We start from the raw sequence: 18,772 nt of genomic DNA, 5'->3' as shown, positions 1-18,772 counted from the left end.
CTTCTAACGGCCATCCACCAATCTCTTGATACCAAGTGGATTCTCGTCCTTTAACTCATCGGCAAGCGATGAATTCGGAAAGTTCTGATAGCAAACGTACCGGCAGAAGCGATCGATCGCACGTGTGCCGACGGCGCTCGTTCGCGAGTCGGACGTCGCAGGATAGGGGCCGCCGTGAACCATTGCCGGTCCGACCTCGACGCCGGTCGGATAGCCGTTGAAGATCAGGCGTCCGGCCTTGGTTTCCAAAATCCCGATCAGATCGGCGAATTCGAGAAGATCGTCGGGCGTGCCGTGGATCGTCGCCGTCAACTGGCCTTCCAATTCACGTGCGATGCGCAACATTTCTTCGCGTTCCGAGGATTCGACGAGCAAAGTCGTCGGACCAAAAATCTCGTCGGCGAGATGTTTGTCGGCGAGAAACGTCGCGGCGTCGGTCTCGAAAACGGAAGCATCGACTCCGTAACCACAACGCTCGTGCGATGCGGATAGCTTTTCGATCTCGCGCTCGCCGCTGAGTCGTTCGAAGTTGCCGCGAATGCCGGCGGTCAGCAGCGGATGCGCTGCGGTATTCTCGATCAATTCGCGGAATCTTCCCTTGAACTGAATCGTCTCGGCAATCTCCGGAATCACGACGATTCCGGGTTTAGTGCAGAATTGTCCGGCGCCCGTCGTTACCGACGTGTGAAGTCCGGCGGCCATCGCCTCAAAGCGTTCGCGCATCGCGCTCGGCAGAATGAAGATCGGATTGACCGAACTCATTTCGGTATAGACCGGGATCGGTTCGGATCGCGCGGCGGCGATATCCATCAACGCCCGCCCGCCGGCCCGTGAGCCGGTAAATCCGACCGCTTTGACGTTTGGGTTCTTAACCAACGCCTGGCCGATCTCGTAACCCTTGGAAAAGATCAAACTGAAAACGCCTTCGGGCAATCCGCATTCCCTGACCGCTGCCGAAACGGCCGTGCCGACGAGTTCCGCCGTTCCGGGATGCGCGAAATTCGCGTTGACGATTACCGGGCATCCGGCCGCGAGCGCCGATGCCGTATCGCCGCCGGCGACGGAATAGGCGAGCGGAAAATTACTCGCGCAGAAGACGGCGACCGGTCCGAGCGGCCGCAACATCGAACGCACGTCCGGCTTCGGCAGCGGCTGACGGTCGGGATCCGGCGTGTCGATCCGCGCATCGACCCAATCGCCGCGTTCGACGAGATCGGCAAACATCCGGAGTTGAAAACAGGTGCGCCCGCGCTCGCCGACGAATCTCGCGTTCGGAAGTCCGGTTTCGAGCGATGCGCGTTCGATCAAGGTATCGCCAAGCGCTTCGATATTGTCCGCGATCACCCGCAGAAAGCGCGCCTTTTCGATGCCGGAAACGTGTCCGTAGGCGATCCGCGCTTCTCCAGCGAGTTCGCAGGCGCGGTTCAGTTCAACGATGTCCGCCGAGTGGAACGCGGGTCCGACCGCCTCGCCGGTGGATGGATCAAAAGCCGTGAACGTTATCGCGCTATCAACGCCGCGACCGAAACCGATGATTGATTTTCCAGTTAACTTCATAATTCCAAATTGCCGCTTCCGGAAGTCCAAAAGTTCAAGACGAAGTTCCGGGCGAATTCTTCAGCACTTCGTCGATGATCGCGAGCGTCTGTTCCAACTCGATTCCGGCGAGTTCCAATCGCGGCGGACGGACGCGGGCGCTGCCCATCCCGACCTTTTCCTGTACCAGTTTGATCAGTTGGACGAATTTCGGCACCGTGTCGAGCCGCAGCAACGGCAAGAACCATCGATAGAGTTCGAACGCCTTTTCGCGTTCGCCGTTCAGCGCAAAATTGAAAAGATCGACTGATTCTTTCGGAAAAGCGCTCACGAGCCCGGCGATCCAGCCCGTTGCCCCGGCGTCGATCCCTTCAACGATGGCATCGTCGACGCCGACGAAGATCGCCAGTCTGTCGCCGATAAGCGCGCGGATCGCGGTCACCCGGCGGACGTCTGTGCTCGATTCCTTGACGGCGTCCAGGTTCGCGAATTCCCCGGCCAACTCCGCGATCTGCTCGGGCAAAAAGTCGGTTCCGTACGCCACCGGATTGTTGTAAAGCATACACGATAGCGATGTCGCACGGAAGATCTCGGACAGGTGAAACTTCATCTCGTGCCAGTCGCCGCGGTAGATATACGGCGGCAAGACCATCAACGCGGAACATCCGCTCTCGGCCGCCGCGCGTGCCTGCACGACGGCATCCGCAGTCGAATATGACGCGATGGCGGCGACGATCGGGACGCGTGAGCCGACGGCTTCGACACAGGTCCGCCAAAGCGCGTACTTTTCTTCCAGTGAGAGCGCCGCGCCCTCGCCGAGACTGCCGTTGCAAACGATGCCCGTGCAACCATTGTCGACCAGCCACGTGACGTGCCTCGCGGTGAAATCGTGATCGATTTCGAGTTTCTCGTCAAAGCAGGTTGTGATTGCGGGCATTACGCCTTTCCAATTCATTTGATTCTCCTTTTTTTATTGCGGTTCATTTATCTCCGGGGCCGAAAGACTCTCGACACGCACCGGATAGATCGGCGGGCGGACCGCGTCCGGCTTCCAACCGAAAAGAAAGCGTGTCGCCGCGCCGCACACACGACCCTGACACGGCCCCATTCCGCATCGAGTCTGCAATTTCGCATCGCGAAAACCAACAAATCCCTCGAGTTCCGCGAGTTTCACATCTTCGCACCGGCAGACGATCGTCTCGGCATCGGGCAGGCCTTTCAGCTCCTCCCGAAGCTCGAAACATCGGTCGAGCGATGCGGCGAACTCACGATAACCGGAACGTTGACCGAACAAACGCCGGGCGCCGTCAAGCCTTTCCGCGGCTGCGAGTCCGGCGATTCGGCCCTCGATCAGTGCGAGTTCGACACCGCCGATTCCGGTCGGTTCGCCGGCGCAAAAGACGCCGGACAGCGAAGTTCGCTGAAACTCGTCGACTTTCACCAGATCGTTTTCAATCTCGCACCCAAGCATCGCCGCAAGTTCAGTGTTCGCGACAAGATGAAATCCCGATGCGAGATAGTCGCAGGCGATCGGTTCGGCGATTCCGTTGAGCCGGACGCATTCGACCTTTTCGTTCCCTTCGGCCGCGACGATCCAGGAGCCGGTCTTGATCTTCACGCCCGCGAGTCGTCGCTTAAGTGCAAAGGCCTGCGCGATCTTGCCGGGATGGCTCCACAATCCGAGGCCGAATCGAATCAGATTCGCACGTGACGCCTGTTCCGCGATCATCAGCACACGTGCGCCTTTGGATTTCAAATAGTCGGCGACGGCGAGCAGCAACGGACCGGTGCCGGCGATGACGACTTTCTTGTTTTCGACGTTCAGACCACCTTTGACGAGTGCCTGTAAACCTCCCGCGCCAAAGACGTTCGGCAGTGTCCAACCGGGAAACGGCAGAAATCGCTCGCGAGCGCCGGTGGCGATGATCAGCTTTTCGAACTCGAGTTCGACGATGCCGTCACTTGTTTCGGCGAGCAGCGTCCGGTCATTCGATCTTCCGAAAACCGTCGCGTTGTTGATCACCGCGACATCGTTTCGGTCGATCCTCGCGATCAGTTCCAATGCCTCGGGCGACTTGATCCGTCCAAGTTCGGCACGCCAGATCTGCCCGCCGAGCCGCGGATTGTCATCGACGATCGCGATGCGTCTTCCGGTCGCCGCGGCTGCCGCTGCAAGTCCCGCCGCGCCGCCGCCGACGATCAAGATCTCGGTTTTGATCTGTTGCGTCATTTTATTGCCGGCGAAATGCGCCAGATTTGGGGGGATTCAATCGGTCCCGATCTCCATTCCGTCTTCGACCGGCGTCTGACAACTCCGCCGGTGACTAACGCCGTCGATCGTCACGCGGCACTCGAAACAGGTACCCATCCCGCACAGAGGCAAACGACTCTCGCCGCTGACGGATTTTCGGAACGAACTTGTTTCGACCGAAAGAATCGCCGCCGCGACGGTCGTGCCGTCGGTGAACGAAACTGAAGCGCCGTTGATTTTAAGGGTTTTCATTTAGTGTTTTTTGCGGGCAGGATGCCCGCGCTCCACCCGCGCTCCACCCGCGCTCCACCCGCGCTCCGGCGAATAGGGGGCGCGGTCGATCGCCGATTCGCGGCCGAGAATCTCGTCGGTGATCAGTTCGGCGGTTCCGAGCGAAGTCGTGATCCCGAGTCCTTCGTGGCCGGTCGCCAGATAGACACCGTCGATTCGCGGATGCCGGCCGATCAAAGGCAAATTGTCTTCGGTCGCGGGCCGGAATCCGGTCCAGACGCGCAACGCCGAGAGCCGCGCGATTCCGGGCAGATACAAACTCGCGCGTGACATCATTTTCTTGACGATCGCGAAATCGATCTCGCGATCGTCAACATCGTATTGCCGCGACGAACCGACCAAAACCTGTCCGGTGATCCGCGGCTGAACATTGAACGCGACCGAGTCGGTTTCAATCGCGTGCGCCGACTTCAAATAACCCAATTCGACCAACTGATGTCGGACGAAACCCGGATAGCGGTCGGTTATCAGGAGATGGCCTTTTTTGCGCCGGATCCGAAGTCCGTCGATTAGATCGTTCGACTCGCAACCGGCGGCGACGACCGTTTTCGCCGCCAGGATCTTCGTCGAATCGTCCAACCGGACGCCGTCGCGATCGATTCCGACGACACGCTTACCATAAATCGCTCGCGCCCCCGAGACGGCCGCTCGATCGAGCAGGAACTTCGCCGCGAACGGCTGATAAACGACGCTGTCGCCGCCGACGAGCAATCCGCCGGAAAGACCGGGCCGCAAATTCGGCTCGGTTTCGCGCAACGATCTTTCGTCCAATAACTCCGACGCAACGCCGCGCTGTTGATAGAATTCGCGTTTCCGCCGCGCCTCGCCGATCTCCGCGTCGTCGTCGGCGATCCAGATCGTGCCGCAACGCTCGTACTCGCTTCGTTCCGGCATCTCATCCGCCAGCGAGTTCCAGAGTTTCTGCGAGTAACTCGTCAAAGCAAATTGCGCCTCGCTGTCGTCCATCGCGACGATATGTCCCATCGCCGCCGCCGTCGCGCCCGAAGCCGGGCCGACTCCGTCGATGACGACGACGCTCAAACCCTCGCGGGCAAGGGACGCGGCGCAGGCCGCGCCGACGATCCCGGCGCCGATGATCGCAACATCAAAGTTCATTCGCGAAATCCGAATCGAAACGGGTCGTTTCCATCAAGCATCAGCTCATTGTCACCGGTGATGAACGCGGTGCCGCGGATCTGCGGGATGATTCGACCATCTTCGATCTTGATGCGGCCTTCGAAATGGCTGCCGATGATGCTCTCCTGACGCCAGACTTCGCCTTCGGCCAATTTGCCGTCCTCGAAAAGACACGCGAGTTTCGCGCTCGTTCCGGTTCCGCACGGGGAACGGTCATACTCGTTTCCGGGACAAAGGACGAAGTTGCGGCTGTCTGCGGTCGGCGATTCTGAAAAAAGCTCGATATGATCGATCTCCGCGTCGTTCGCGCCGGTAATTTTCGCGATGCCGAGCGCATCCTTCACGGCGGACGAGAATCTCGTCAGTTCGGCGAGGTTTTCAAGATCGATCGCCAATCCGTGATCCTCAACCAAAAAGAACCAGTTTCCACCCCAGGCGATGTCGCCGGTAACGCGTCCAAAACCAGCGACATCGACGGCCACCGATTTCGCGAACCGATAGCTGGGAACGTTGGAGATGGTCACTAATCCCGTTTCATCGAGATCGGCTTCGACGATTCCGACGGGGGTTTCGATCGTCACGGTTCCGGGTTCGATCCGGTTGAGAAACTCAAGCGTCCGGACGAGTCCGATCGTTCCGTGGCCGCACATTTTCAGGAATCCGACGTTGTTGAAAAAGATCACGCCCGCATCGCAAGTTGGATCGTGCGGCTCGCAAAGCAGCGCGCCGACGATCGCTGAATGACCGCGCGGTTCATTGACGATCGAATTCCGGAGCGAATCGTGATCGCGTCGAAATCTTTCGAGTCGTTCGGGAAGCGGGCCACGGCCAAGATCGGGAAAGCCGTGCAGCACGACACGCGTCGGCTCACCGGCGGTGTGTGAATCGATGACGCGTATCCGTTGGATGTTTTGTGGCATTCAAACGATTCTAACTCAAGCGCCGCCGCGATGATTGTACGAGTCTATGATTGATTGGACGAAATTAGGATGTAATTTTTCGATATTCGTGGGGAGTTGCTCCGAGTTCCGATTTGAATCGCCGCGTGAAGTGACTTTGGTCGGAAAAACCGTGGCTGAGCGCGATCTCGGCGATCGTCTTTTTCGTCTCGGTAAGTTCGCGCCGCGCGCTGTCGAGGCGCAAACGCATCAGATAGGCGCCGACCGAGGAATGGTGAAACTTGCGGAACGTCTGCGCGAGATGAACCGGATGAACACCGGCGACGGCGGCGACCGCGTTGAGCGAAAACGGTTCGGCGAGCCGTTCGCGGAGGTAGCTTTCGACGGTCACCAGCCAATCCGGCTTGCGGCTTTTTTTCTCGAATGTCCGGCGCGCGGTCTCTCCGGTTATTTCGAGCATCAGGCCTTCGACGATCAGCGGCGAAACTTCATCAAAGCGCCGAAACTCGCGATACAGCTTCGCGCCGAGGATCGGCAGAACACCGCGTCGGAAGTCCGACGTTATGCTTGGAAAACCAAACTCGTCGCGGATCTTCGCCATCCACGTCCGTTCGATCTCGACGATGAAAGAATGTCCGCCCGCATCGTGAAAATGCTCGGCGTGCGGATCGCCCGAGGCGTGAAACAGCGCCGTTCGCGGCGTGCATTCGCGGTGTGCGCGGCCGAACGTCTCGGTGTAGTTTCCCTTCAGGACGAGACAAAAAAGCGCGTTGTCGTGGGTGTGTTCGGGAGTTTTGAAATGCGGCGCATAAAAGCGTTCGGATAGCGAAAATGCCGCCACCTTGCGGCTTTGAAGACTCTTTCCGAATAATTCTGAGTTGATCGCGACAGACTCCATTTCGTCTGCAATATAGCATTTTTCCGCACGCGTGCTAAGCTTGAAAATCGGCAACTATGAAAACCGCGTTCATTCATCACCCGATCGCCTTGAAACACGAAACCGGTATCGGTCATCCCGAAACGGCCGCCCGATATGAGTCCGTGATGGCGGCGATGAAGGGCGACGATTCCGCGTGGCGCGAATTGCTCGAGATCGTCCCGGAAAAAGCGTCGCAGGGACTGATCCAGGCGGCGCATTCCAAAGATCATTTCAAGCGCGTCGCCGGCGCGTTCGAAAATGGGCTTGAGTTTCTTGACGCCGACACTGCGATATCGATGCAATCGTTCGACGCGGCATTGTTCGCGGCCGGTGGCGTTTGCCGCGCGGTCGATGCGGTGATGTCGGGCGAGTCGGACAATGCGTTCGTCGCGGCGCGTCCGCCCGGTCACCACGCGACCGGCGAAAGCGCGATGGGATTTTGTATTTTCAACAACGTCGCGGTCGGCGCGCGTTACGCTCAGAATCGTTATAAAGAGATCGAGCGCGTCGCGATCATCGATTGGGATGTTCACCACGGCAACGGGACGCAGGGGATCTTCTTCGACGATCCGAGCGTGTTCTTTTTCTCGATGCATCAGTATCCCTGGTATCCCGGTTCGGGCAGTCGGGGCGAAACCGGATTCGGACGCGGCAAGGGTTACACGATGAACGTTCCGGTCAAGGCGCACACCAGGGCAAGCGATCAAAAACGAATGTTCGAGGCAGCGATCGAGAACATCGATTCAGGATTCAAGCCCGATCTGGTCTTGATCTCCGCCGGATTCGACGCGCATCTGACCGATCCGCTCGGACAATTGAGATTGGAGGACAACGATTTCGCGTCAATGACGAGGACGATAAAATCCTGGGCCGACGATGTTTGCGGCGGCCGTGTCGTTTCCGTTCTTGAAGGCGGCTACAATCTGCAGACCCTCGGACGAACGGTCCTTACACACGTCAGGGCGCTTTCGGAAGGGCGACCGGAAATTCGGCAGCAATGAAGTTGACCTGTCTCGAAACCAGATCCAGATTGACGGTTTGGAAAGGAAAGGCGAAGTAGTAACGGCCACTCGAAGCGTTGACGAGAAAGGTGCTCCCGAATTGAAGATCGTCGACCACGAAGTAGCCGAAGTCGTTTGAAACGACGGTTCTCGTTTCAAGCGTGTTGAGGTCCATCACGAGTACGCTGACGCGCCTCACGCTGCGCCCCATTTCAGTTACGATCCTTCCCGAAATCTCGCCGCGCAACTCGACCTGCGCATTCGCTTCATTGATGAACGCGAACGACAGAAATACGAGGGCAAGCAGTAAACACTTGGTTCCCATAGCCTTCTCCTAAGTCCTGGTTTTGCTGATGCTGGAATAATAGTCGAAATGCCCGTTCATTTCCAGCAATCGGACGGAGGCATAATTTAGACACTCTCAGGCAACTGTGTTAAACTTCGCCCATAAGACAAAAAAGAGGAGGCGACGCGATGCCCGATATCGAGATTCCGTGCGTGCAGTGTAAGGAAACTTTCATCTTCACCGAGAAGGAACAGGAGATCTTTTACCAGCGCAATATGATGCAGCCGCAGCGTTGCGCGAAATGCCGTTCGAAAAAGGCCGCGGGCGGCGCGAACGCCCCGGCCAGATTCGAGATCGTTTGCGACAACTGCGGTAAACACGATCAGGTCCCGTTTCAACCGAAAATCGGGAGGTCGGTACTCTGTCGGGAATGTTACAACGCGAGCCGTTCGAAGGTTAGAGTCGCCTAAGCGGATGATCGACCTGCTTGAATTTCAGAGCAATGGAATTTGAAACCGTAAAATACGAACTGACGGAGTCGGTCGCGGTGATTACGATGAATCGGCCCGACGCTCTCAATGCGCTTTCGCTGCAGTTGACACGTGATCTGTTCGACGCCATCAACACGGCAGTCGCCGACCACGCCCGGGCGGTTGTTCTGACGGGCGAGGGTCGGGCGTTTTGTTCGGGCGGCGACCTTCGCGAGATGCAGCTGATGTGGAAAAAGGAAGGGCGCATCGAGGCCTTTATGGAGGAACCTCTCAAGGCGCTTCACGATCTTATTCGCCTGATCCGTGAAACGCCGGTTCCGTTCCTCGCGGCGGTTCAGGGAGTTTGCGCTGGTGCCGGAACGAATTTCGCTCTCGCGTGCGATCTGGTTTTTGCTGCAAGCGGCGCAAGTTTTAACGAAGCGTTCGTGAAGATCGGACTTTCACCGGATTGCGGCGGATCGTTCTTTCTGCCGCGCGCCGTCGGCGAAAAACTCGCGGCCGAGATATTTATGACCGGCGAAACGATTTCCGCGGAACGGGCGTTGGACATCGGGATGATCAACCGCGTCGTCGAAGCCGACGCTTTGATGAAAGAGTCGCTGCTGATGGCGGCCCGCCTCGCGCTTGCCCCGACGGCGGTGATCGGCAGGATCAAGAAGATGCTCAACGCGACATTCTCGAATGACCTTGCTGAACAGCTTGATCTCGAACACCGTTTGCAGATCGAATCAGGGCGCGGCGACGATTTCAAAGAGGGCGTTCACGCGTTTTTCGAAAAACGTCCGCCCGCGTTCGGCGGATCGTAATAATACTTGATCGAATGAAGTTTGAGCCGTCAGGGTTAAACTCGACGGCTTTTTTGTTTTTGAAGAGTTTGTAATGAACTTAACTTATTCACAACTCTTAAGGGGTAATCGCGATTTCCGCAACCTGTTCGCGGGCCAGTTGATCTCCGAACTCGGAAACTGGTTCAACTACATCGCGGGCCTCGGTCTGATCCGCCTCGTCTCGGGCGCCTCACCGGAGGCTGCGGGAATTCTGCTCCTCTGCCGGACTCTGCCGTGGTCGGTGCTGATGCCGTTTGCGGGAACGCTCGCCGATCGGTTTTCGCGCCGGCAGATCATGATCTGGACGGATGTCGTCCGCGGCTTTCTGGCGCTCGTTTTCTTGCTCGTCGATTCGCGCGACGATATGTGGATCGCGTATTCAGGCGCCGTGGTTTTATCGACGGCGTCGGCGTTTTTCGACGGCGCGAAGAATGCCGCGATTCCGAACATCGCGGGCCGCGACGGACTTCTTTCGGGAACCGCGCTGATGTTTTCGTCACGCTTTCTGCTGATGGCGATCGGTTCGGCGCTCGGCGGGATCGCATCGGCCTATTTTGGGTACGACGTTGCTTTCGTCATCAACGCGCTCTCGTTCTTCGCTTCCGCGGTCTCGATCTCGCTTGTTTCCGAGGAAGCGATGCGTGAGGACGAAACGGCGAAACGCGAGAAAGAGTCGTTTATGGCGGAACTCAAGGAAGGAATGCGTTACACCGTCAGGAACCGCTTCGCGCTGACGATCCTTTTGATGAACATCATATGGGCCACCGGCGGCGGGGCGACTTTTCTGGCTTTTGAAGGATTGGCGACGAAGGTTTTCGGCGGACTCGGGCAAAACGCCGATTTCATAGTTGCCGTGCTGATGTCGTCGAACGGCGTCGGGCTGACGATCGGGATGATCCTCGCGCACCGCGTCGGGTCTTTTGTCGAACGCCGCCGGATCGAGCGTTCGTTCATCGGCTGGGCGCTCCTCGCACACGGTGTGCTGTTCGCGCTTGCGGGAATTATGCCTACGGTTTGGCTTGCCGCGCTCTTCGTGGTCTTTTCGCGAACCGTGGTCGGAGCCGAATACGCGGTTCAGGAAACCATCTTTCAACGCGGCCTTCCGGATCACATCCGCGGCCGCATAACGACCCTCGACCGCGGCGCGGAGATCACGATCTTCAGTTTTTCAAGTTATCTCGCGGGTCTTTCGCTGAACTATGTTTCAGCGCAATTGCTGACGATCGTGTCCGGTTTGCTCGCCGGAAGTTCGGGTTTGATCTGGTTCTTGAGGCAAAAAGAGGAGATCCGTCTGGCCGAACCCGACGAAACCCGCGTCAAGCCGTGATGATGACGGCTTTGGAGCCGGTAAGCTCGCTGAAGTCCTTGGTGTAGATCGTATCGACCCGGCGGACATTTCCGATCGTTTCGACCAATTCCTGTGTGGTCACGTAGCCGTCATCGGTTTGCGCGATTGCCCACAACTTGATATGCGCAGCGGTTCGCAGCAGTTCCTCGACGAGGCGCAGATACTGCGATTTCGTTTCGCAAGACGTTCCGAGACGGCCGGCCTGCCGAAATTCGAGTTCGCTCCAGAAATCGCCGCCGCCCCGGAGCCATTCCTCACGCCAAGCGGTCCAGCCTAGGTAGTTCTTCTGGTTCAGGTTGTGGGCTTTCGGCAAACGCAGAAACATAAGCTCGGAGCGAAACGACTCGGCGATGAAGTCGTAACCGTTCATATTCGAGGACGTGTTCGCTTGATTGTTGTTTACCGGCGCCGGAAACGAGGTCCGAAGGCGCCTGAAGACCGTCGAAAGCGGCTGGCGAAGCTCACGCGTCGATTCGTCGAACGAGAGCGCGTAATCGCCCACTGCGAGCGCGATCGTCGCCGCGATCCCTCGCCGCACCGGGGAACCCAGGCGTTCGATGTTCCGCCGAACATTGTCGAACCACCACGCGTCCGTCTCGCCGAACCAATTGCGTAGCGCCGGATTCATAAGCCGGTAACCCGGGACGTAAGCATCTTCGAGAACTGTTTCGATGTCTTCGTCTGACAGAACCTCGCCGTTGTTTTGAATCGAGGCGACCGACTTCGTCCAACCGGTCAACGTCAGATCGTTGGCGTGAACGCAGACGTTCCATCGTTTGAGGTAACTGCCCAGACCGGCGTCGTTGGCAAACGGCATCGCGACCGATCCGAACTTAAGCCGTTTCAAGACGGTAAGTTCGAATGCGAGCCACCCTTTCGTATTGTTTGTTTGATTCGTCTGCATCTCAGTCAAAATTTGCGGGACGCTCGTCGGCGTACGAGACGAGTTCGGGCAGTTCGCGAAGCGACAAAAAGGCCGCGACTACTTTCGGATCGAATTCGATTCCTGACCATTCGATCAGGTAGCGCATTGCTTCGCTGGCGGAAATTGCCATCGAGTAAGGGCGTGAATCGGTCATCGCGCAGTACGTGTCCGCGACCCGAAGAATTCTTGCGGCGAGTGGGATCTGGTCGCGCTCGAGCGCGTCCGGATAGCCGCCGCCGTTCCACCATTCGTGATGCCAGCGAATCAAAAGCTGGACCGCGCGTGAATTCCCGCGCCGCGCCGCTTCCTGTTCTCCGATCACCGTGTGGCGTTGCATATCGATCCGTTCATCGTCGTTCAGAACGCGGCTTGAACGAATGTACTCACGATTCATCAGCATCTCACCGATGTCGTGAAGCATTGCGGCCTGCCTCAGCGAAGACCGGTCGTGGGAAGCAAAATTGAACTTTTCGGCCAACGCATCGGCGATCGCCGCGATGCGACGTCCGTGCGCGTGCGCGTAACCTTCAAAATCGTCGATTTCCGCGCCAAGTTCCGTCGAAACGTCGTCAAACGATTCAACTACCGGCGACTCGGCGGCAAAGATACTTTCCATATTTTTCGGACTCAGCTCGAAGAAAGCGGGATCGCGGCGAAAACTTCAAACTACCGTACAGTTTAACGATTTCTACCGCAACCTGTCGAGCATTGCGCGGGCTTCCGAATTATCTGGGAAATTCGCAATCAAACGGTTGAGTTCGCCTTCGGCCCGTTTGAGAAGATTATGGTCAATAAAGAACTCGGCGAGCAGAAGCCGGAACGTCGGATTTTCGGGTTCAAGTTTGATGGCCGTTTGGATCTCTGCTTCGGCTTTGAATTTCAGCGAACGATCGGCCGAAAGCACCTTGCCGTAATAAGCGTGGTATCGCGCGTTGTTGGGAGCCATTGAAACGGCGCGTGTCAGATAGGGCAATGCCGCTTCATATTCTTCTTCCATCAACAGATTGAATCCGTGATCGAAGATTTCCGAGGCTTCAGTTAGCTGTTTATGACTCGTCGGCTCCTTCTTTTCGGGGTTTTTGCCCTGCCGCCGCAGTTCGTCGAGAATCGCCTTCAGCCGGTAATCGTAACCGAGCCGCGTATCTTCGTTGCGAAGCGTCTCATACGCGTGCGCGATCTCGGTAAACGCGTTTTGGATGCGGCGACGGCTTTCATCGTCGGCGCTTCTGTAGTGCAAATCGGGATGAAACCTCTTGGCGAGCGCAAAATAGGCGTTTTTTATCTGCTCTGCGGAAGACTCGATCGGGACATCCAGCGTTTCATAGTGCGTTTCGGAGCTTTCGATTCGTAAGAGATATGATTCAAGCGAGATCTCTTGTTTCGGTTCAGGTACAGGACCCGGTGAATCGACCGGCGATTCTGGTTTTGGAACCGCTTCGACCGGCTGCGACGGTTCGTTAGCCACCGGTTCAGGAACAGGCTCGTCAGGCATCTTCAATTCGAGTTTTGCCGAATGGATCTCGGTGATCTGCCTCGCGCTGATCGGGGCGTTCCAACCGGTACGCATCAGGAAACCGCCAAGCCAAAGGGAGTAAAGCCCTCGCAGATTCTCGGCGTCCGGCAAGCCCGTCATTTGGTTCAGCTCCTCTATTCGTAGCAGTCCGTTCTCAAAACGCGATAGGAGAAATGCCTCTCGCGGAACAAGGTTGATATGCGCCGGAAACGAGGCTTTTCGACCAAACGATTCCTTGAAGCTTCTGAAGCGGCGAACGATCGAATCCGGGGGCAGATCCCGCGCGTACTTGACCAAAATGGCTTGAACATCAATATTGCAGCGCATATCGCCTTTGATCCTCGCTAGCGGACTGAAGTTCCAAGTGCCTTCCTTCCAGCCGATCGTTTCATATAGAATCGATTCGACCTGTCTGGCGAGAAGCATCTCGAGGGCTGTTTCAGGTACAAGATCCCTTTGACGCAACGTCTTTGCAAGCAAAACGTCGTTGGTGAACTCGGGAATGTCGACCAAAGCCGCTTTCGTGATCAGGTTCGCGTCGAGCAGCATCTGAAACATACGGAATCGTCGCTGATTCGAAACGGCAAAAAGAAGTTCGCCATCGCGAACGTAGATCACCGCTTTTGAATCGTGCGTGGAAAGTCGAATCGACCCGTCGAGCTCCGCGTAGAGCAACTCCGTCAGAACCTCTGCCAACGGGTGATCGGCTAGATTACCGGAAATTTCCAAATTACTGTGTGAACTCATTGGGAAAGCGAACGGCGAGCGGAAAAAGTGTTGATCGCCGTTTATCATAATACCAAATCGGCAAGTCAGAAGTTAAGCAAATATTTTGTCGTGCAAATTGTCTAATCCTGCCCTGCTCTGATAAATTTGTTGACGGAATGACGGCAGATTCAAACTCAGAAATCATTGTTCGCGAATGCCTTACGGTTGATGAATTGAGCGCTTGCGTTCAGCTCCAACGCGATGTATTCGCATTGCCCGAGATCGAGATCTCGCCGGTTCGCCACTTCATCGTCACGAAGAACGCGGGCGGTTTCGCGCTCGGTGCTTTTTCGAGCGATCGTTTGGTCGGATTCGTCCTCAGCGTTCCGGCGTTCCTGCGCGGCGAACACGCGTTCTACTCGCATATGACCGCGGTCGCTCGGGATTTTCAGAGTTTTGGGATCGGCGCGCGACTCAAGTGGGCGCAGCGCGAACGCGCCCTCGCGGAAGGCGTGAAGTTCATCAAATGGACGTTTCAGCCGGTCCAGGCCCGGAACGCTTATTTCAATTTGGAGAAATTAGGCGCGATCGTCCGGCATTACGAGCCTAACTTCTACGGAACGGACTACCCGGCCGCGCACAACGATGGCGGCAAACTCGGGCTCGATAGCGACCGGTTGTTTGCCGAATGGCATCTTGAAAGCGATAAGGTCAACGCGCTCAGTCGTGGCGGATCATATGTCGAATCGGATGATTTCGACGGTGCGATCGAGATTCCCGCGAATTGGGACGAACTGGTGAGAACCGATCTTCGCGAAGCCATCGCCCAGCAAGAACGGATCAAGAACGAGTTTACAAGTGCGTTCGCCGACGGTTTCTTCGGCCGTGGCTTTGATCGCGGCAACGGCGCACCGCGGTATTTCCTCTTCAAAAGCTGATCGATTGTGCGATGTCCAGATTCAAAATAAATCCTGACATACGCCTCGCCGAGACCTTGCCGTCCGAGTTTTACACGAGCGACGGGATTTTCAAGGAGTCGAAGGAGAAGATCTTCGCGCGAACCTGGCAAGTGTCGGCCGTCGCTTCGACCGTCGATAACGTCAAGCCCGTGGTCTTGCTCCCGGGTTTTCTCGACGAACCTCTCGCGCTGACACGAATCGGCGGATCGATCGCTTGCGTGTCAAATGTCTGCACGCACCGCGGGAAGATCGTGGTCGAAGACGAGTGCCGCGCGAATGGGCTTCGTTGCGGCTATCACGGCCGCCGTTTCGATCTTGCGGGACGCTTTTTGTCGATGCCGGAATTTGAGCAAACGCTCAACTTTCCTACCGAACGTGACGATCTGGCGCGAGTTCCGTGCGAGGATTGGCAGGATCTTGCATTCGTTTCGCTGGAACCCGCCGCGTCCATCGACGTCTTTTTGGCCGATGTGCGCCGAATTGCATCCGGACTCTATTCCGGTCCGCTCCGTTTCGCGGCGGCGGACGATTACGAGGTCAACGCGCATTGGGCGTTGTACTGTGAGAATTATCTCGAAGGATTTCACATTCCATACGTCCATTCGGGGCTGAACCGCGCGATTGACTACGGTTCGTATCGGACCGAGACGTTCCGTTTTTCGAGTCTCCAGGTCGCGGCCGCTGATTCGCCGGAGATTTCGGCTACATTCGCCGGCGGGATCGCCGCCTATTACTTCTTTGTTTTCCCCAATCTGATGCTCAATTACTATCCGTGGGGTGTTTCGGTGAACGTCGTCAAACCCGTCCGATCGGATTTGACGCGGGTGTCGTACCTGACATTCGTCGCGGACGAGTCGAAGCGCGAAACCGGCGCCGGCGCGGATCTTGAGACCGTCGAATTCGAAGATCAGGCGGTCGTCGAATCGGTCCAGCGCGGGATTCGTTCGAGATTCTACGACCGCGGCCGCTATTCGCCAACGCGTGAACAGGGCACGCATCATTTTCACAGACTGATCGCGGAGTTTATGGATCGATGAATCACCTGACAACCGCCGAGATCGAAGCCGCGCTCGAGAGCGTCCTTGCGTCGCCAAAGGATGTTGGTGTGCTGGAACTGATCGTCCGGCGCCCCCGCGAAAACGAACGCGAAGAGCTTGAAACGGGTGAGCTCGATGTCGAAAAAGGACTCGTCGGCGACAACTGGTTCGGTTCCGGCCGCGCGATCGATTCACAGATCACGATGATCAACTCACGTCTCGTCGGACTGATCGCGCGGGACGACTCACGCCGCGCGCTGGCGGGAGACCAGCTATACGTGGATCTCGATCTTTCGGAAGAGAACATCACGAACGGAAGCCGGCTCGAGGTCGGTGAAGCGATGCTTGAGGTGACCGAAAAGCCGCACAACGGCTGCAAGAAATTCGTCGAGCGCTTCGGTCTCGAAGCGATGCTCTTCGTCAACTCGCCGATCGGAAGACGCCACCATCTTCGGGGCATCTACGCGAAGGTGATCAGATCCGGTTTCGTCCGCCGCGGAGACAAGGTCAGAAAAGTCCGATAGCATCGAAAAGCACCACGCGACGCTTTCGCTCCGCGTGGTGCTATCGATCGTTCGCCCGCTCTTTCGAAGATCGGCTTTAGGGCGAGCGTCTATTTTGATCGGTCGATTTCTATTGACGAACGAACGCGTTTGGGGTCGGCGCGTCATTCGAGAATCCGAAGTCGTTGAGGACGTATCCATCGCGCGACCGCAGGATGTACCAGTTTCCGCGACCGTTCTGGTTGTTTGCCCGCCAAACCGCGATGTCGGTTCTCCCATCCCCGTCGTAGTCCGCCGGAACCAGTTTGTCACCCGCGAGTCCGAACTGGGTCGTGTCGAATCCGCCGGCCGGTCTGAGTATGAACCACGTTCCGTTCGACGGTCGAAATACCGCGATATTCGCTTTGCCGTCGCCGTCGAAGTCCGCGGGAATCGGGATGTCCGTTGCCAGTCCGAATTGGGTTGCAAGCTGTCCGTTCAAGGACTGAAGAACAGTCCAATTCCCGTTCTCGAAGATCGCCGGATCGGCTTTCAGATCGCCGTCATAGTCCGCCGGAACCGGTTTCGAATTGGCGTTTCCGAGGTTGAACGACCCGGTGTAACCCTGTTGCGATTTCAAGATGTACCAAACTCCCGAACGAACCACCGCAATGTCCGCCTTGCCATCGCCGTCATAGTCCGCCGGGACTGGAACGTCTCCGGAGAGTCCCCACTGAAGAGCCTGAAAACCGGCGGTCGAACGATTGAGATACCAGATACCGGTCGTCGGCCGAAAGACGGCGACATCGACGCGGCCATCGCCGTCATAGTCCGCCGGCGCCGCAATATCGTCATCGAGGCCAAACTGAATGGAAGTGACTCCATTCGGATTCGGCGCGATCTGTTCCTGAAGATTGTTCTCTATGTTTCGTCCGAAATACCAGACGCGCGGCTGACCGACGAGCGACGTTGCGCCGTCGGCAACACCCGGAAAGTTGGTCCGCATCACCGAGAGGTCCGCGGTTCCGTCGCCATCGTAATCGACCACGCTCGTCTGCGCTTCAAACGCGCCGATATCGACGCCCGGGGTGCCGTTACGGTTGCCGTCCGTATTTCTTCTGGCCCGCCGCTGATCGGTTGTCGAGGAAAGTGACGGGTCACCCGAATCGATCGCCGGACTTCCATTATTCAGCGCCTGCGTGCGGCTTCCGCCGCCGTTTGTATTGAGCGGAAGGAGCAGCGGATCGACGTTCAGCTGATTGCCTGTCGTAACTCCGGTGATCGTCGCTCCGGCGGCGTTTTTGATCAAATTATAGCCTTGCGAAACGATCGTCCCTGAGATTTCAGGACCGGACGGAGCAGTGCCGTCTGCGAAGATCGAATTTCTGACGTTGACCGTTCCCGTAAGCACTCCGATAGAGCCGCCGCTGGAGGATGCCGAGTTTGCGCTGAACGTGCTGCTCGTGATGTTGGCGGTTGCGCCGCTGTTATTGATCAGAATCGCGCCGCCGATTGAGGTCGCCGTATTTGCGCTGACGGTCGAATTCGTCAGGTTCAAAGTACCGTTTTCAACATAGATCGCTCCGCCGTTTCCCGCGGAACAGCTCCAAAAAGTTACTCTGTTAAGTGTCGTCGTGCCCTGCGAAATCCGGATTCCGCCGCCCGATTCCGGTCCAAGAACCCGACCTGAAAAGAGCAACAGGTCGCTGATCTGTACAACGCCGCCCGAGATCTGGAAGATTCTCGACGCTTGTCCGGGATTGATCCAAATCTCGCGATCAGGGAAACCCTCGATCGAAATGTCGGAAGTGATCGTCAGCTCGCTTGCGATGCTGAGAATCGATATCTGTGCGGGAAAGGCTGCCGGGGAAAAGTTGATCGTGTCCGGCCCGGCGGCATTGTTGGCGTCGATGATCGCCTGGCGTAGCGTCCCCGCACCGGAGTTGCTTGGACTTGTTACGGTAAAGGTAGCGGCGTCCGCCGCGGTCGATAGCCCAAGGATGGCGGCGATCCCGATGCCGATTCCCAGCGCTCCCGTTCTGACTTTTTTATACACTTCGATCCTGGTGTTCGCGAACGATTCCGCGAACACTGAAATTTCTTTCAGCATAAATATTCTCCTGTTTTTTTTGACTCAGCAGGCTGTAGTTGCCTTGTGATGT

Annotated in this window: 19 protein-coding genes; 7 read left to right on the top strand and 12 right to left on the bottom strand. The window is 57.2% G+C overall.

What is annotated here, in order from left to right; translation table 11 throughout:
- Positions 1 to 3 precede the first annotated feature (3 nt).
- The 7 genes from IPN69_04820 to IPN69_04790 form a co-directional block, all read right to left on the bottom strand.
- Complete coding sequence (locus IPN69_04820; GenBank protein MBK8810037.1) at positions 4 to 1,557, bottom strand: aldehyde dehydrogenase (NADP(+)); 1,554 nt, start codon at positions 1,555 to 1,557, stop codon at positions 4 to 6.
- A gap of 34 nt (positions 1,558 to 1,591) precedes the next feature.
- Positions 1,592 to 2,491, bottom strand: a complete 900-nt coding sequence (locus IPN69_04815; protein MBK8810036.1) for a dihydrodipicolinate synthase family protein — start codon at positions 2,489 to 2,491, stop codon at positions 1,592 to 1,594.
- 15 nt (positions 2,492 to 2,506) lie between these two features.
- Entirely contained in the window at positions 2,507 to 3,766 is a 1,260-nt protein-coding gene (locus tag IPN69_04810; GenBank protein ID MBK8810035.1) for an NAD(P)/FAD-dependent oxidoreductase, read from the bottom strand.
- A 36-nt stretch (positions 3,767 to 3,802) separates the two neighbouring features.
- Complete coding sequence (locus IPN69_04805; GenBank protein ID MBK8810034.1) at positions 3,803 to 4,039, bottom strand: (2Fe-2S)-binding protein; 237 nt, start codon at positions 4,037 to 4,039, stop codon at positions 3,803 to 3,805.
- Positions 4,040 to 5,194, bottom strand: a complete 1,155-nt coding sequence (locus IPN69_04800; protein ID MBK8810033.1) for an FAD-binding oxidoreductase — start codon at positions 5,192 to 5,194, stop codon at positions 4,040 to 4,042.
- A complete protein-coding gene (locus IPN69_04795; protein MBK8810032.1) occupies positions 5,191 to 6,123 on the bottom strand; it encodes a proline racemase family protein in 933 nt (310 codons plus the stop codon). Before IPN69_04795 ends, IPN69_04800 begins: the two co-directional genes overlap by 4 nt.
- Before the next feature lie 76 nt (positions 6,124 to 6,199).
- Complete coding sequence (locus IPN69_04790) at positions 6,200 to 7,012, bottom strand: helix-turn-helix transcriptional regulator (protein ID MBK8810031.1); 813 nt, start codon at positions 7,010 to 7,012, stop codon at positions 6,200 to 6,202.
- A 56-nt stretch (positions 7,013 to 7,068) separates the two neighbouring features.
- On the opposite strand from IPN69_04790, the gene IPN69_04785 reads away from it, so the two are divergent.
- Complete coding sequence (locus tag IPN69_04785) at positions 7,069 to 8,034, top strand: histone deacetylase (GenBank protein MBK8810030.1); 966 nt, start codon at positions 7,069 to 7,071, stop codon at positions 8,032 to 8,034.
- Here the strand turns inward: IPN69_04785 and IPN69_04780 are convergent.
- A complete protein-coding gene (locus IPN69_04780; GenBank protein MBK8810029.1) occupies positions 7,991 to 8,359 on the bottom strand; it encodes a carboxypeptidase regulatory-like domain-containing protein in 369 nt (122 codons plus the stop codon). The two genes, IPN69_04785 and IPN69_04780, sit on opposite strands and share 44 nt — an antisense overlap.
- A gap of 149 nt (positions 8,360 to 8,508) precedes the next feature.
- Between IPN69_04780 and IPN69_04775 the strand changes: the two genes are divergently transcribed.
- From IPN69_04775 to IPN69_04765, 3 genes are all read left to right on the top strand, one after another.
- Positions 8,509 to 8,790, top strand: coding sequence for a zinc-ribbon domain containing protein (locus IPN69_04775; GenBank protein ID MBK8810028.1), 282 nt, complete (start codon positions 8,509 to 8,511; stop codon positions 8,788 to 8,790).
- Between the two features lie 32 nt (positions 8,791 to 8,822).
- Entirely contained in the window at positions 8,823 to 9,617 is a 795-nt protein-coding gene (locus IPN69_04770; GenBank protein ID MBK8810027.1) for an enoyl-CoA hydratase/isomerase family protein, read from the top strand.
- A 73-nt stretch (positions 9,618 to 9,690) separates the two neighbouring features.
- Positions 9,691 to 10,965, top strand: coding sequence for an MFS transporter (locus IPN69_04765; protein ID MBK8810026.1), 1,275 nt, complete (start codon positions 9,691 to 9,693; stop codon positions 10,963 to 10,965).
- Here the strand turns inward: IPN69_04765 and IPN69_04760 are convergent.
- From IPN69_04760 to IPN69_04750, 3 genes are all read right to left on the bottom strand, one after another.
- A complete protein-coding gene (locus IPN69_04760; GenBank protein ID MBK8810025.1) occupies positions 10,955 to 11,890 on the bottom strand; it encodes a hypothetical protein in 936 nt (311 codons plus the stop codon). The two genes, IPN69_04765 and IPN69_04760, sit on opposite strands and share 11 nt — an antisense overlap.
- A gap of 1 nt (position 11,891) precedes the next feature.
- Positions 11,892 to 12,527: an HD domain-containing protein gene (locus tag IPN69_04755; protein MBK8810024.1), complete on the bottom strand. Its 636-nt coding sequence runs from the start codon at positions 12,525 to 12,527 to the stop codon at positions 11,892 to 11,894.
- A 72-nt stretch (positions 12,528 to 12,599) separates the two neighbouring features.
- Positions 12,600 to 14,120, bottom strand: coding sequence for a DnaJ domain-containing protein (locus IPN69_04750; GenBank protein MBK8810023.1), 1,521 nt, complete (start codon positions 14,118 to 14,120; stop codon positions 12,600 to 12,602).
- A 188-nt stretch (positions 14,121 to 14,308) separates the two neighbouring features.
- On the opposite strand from IPN69_04750, the gene IPN69_04745 reads away from it, so the two are divergent.
- Genes IPN69_04745 through IPN69_04735 form a run of 3 tightly spaced genes read left to right on the top strand, consistent with a single transcriptional unit; the run spans position 14,309 to position 16,652 of the window.
- The gene (locus tag IPN69_04745; GenBank protein ID MBK8810022.1) at positions 14,309 to 15,070 is read left to right on the top strand and encodes a GNAT family N-acetyltransferase; all 762 of its coding nucleotides are present in this window, start codon (positions 14,309 to 14,311) and stop codon (positions 15,068 to 15,070) included.
- 11 nt (positions 15,071 to 15,081) lie between these two features.
- Positions 15,082 to 16,128: a Rieske 2Fe-2S domain-containing protein gene (locus IPN69_04740; protein MBK8810021.1), complete on the top strand. Its 1,047-nt coding sequence runs from the start codon at positions 15,082 to 15,084 to the stop codon at positions 16,126 to 16,128.
- The gene (locus IPN69_04735) at positions 16,125 to 16,652 is read left to right on the top strand and encodes an MOSC domain-containing protein (protein ID MBK8810020.1); all 528 of its coding nucleotides are present in this window, start codon (positions 16,125 to 16,127) and stop codon (positions 16,650 to 16,652) included. The genes IPN69_04740 and IPN69_04735 overlap by 4 nt, the downstream gene beginning before the upstream one ends.
- A 109-nt stretch (positions 16,653 to 16,761) precedes the next feature.
- Here IPN69_04735 and IPN69_04730 read toward each other — a convergent pair whose 3' ends face one another.
- The gene (locus IPN69_04730; GenBank protein MBK8810019.1) at positions 16,762 to 18,720 is read right to left on the bottom strand and encodes a VCBS repeat-containing protein; all 1,959 of its coding nucleotides are present in this window, start codon (positions 18,718 to 18,720) and stop codon (positions 16,762 to 16,764) included.
- Between the last annotated feature and the right edge of the window lie 52 nt (positions 18,721 to 18,772).

Source organism: Acidobacteriota bacterium (assembly GCA_016715115.1).
GTDB lineage: Bacteria > Acidobacteriota > Blastocatellia > Pyrinomonadales > Pyrinomonadaceae > JAFDVJ01.
Note: the sequence above shows the minus strand (reverse complement) of the source record. Positions and strands in the feature narration are given on the sequence as shown.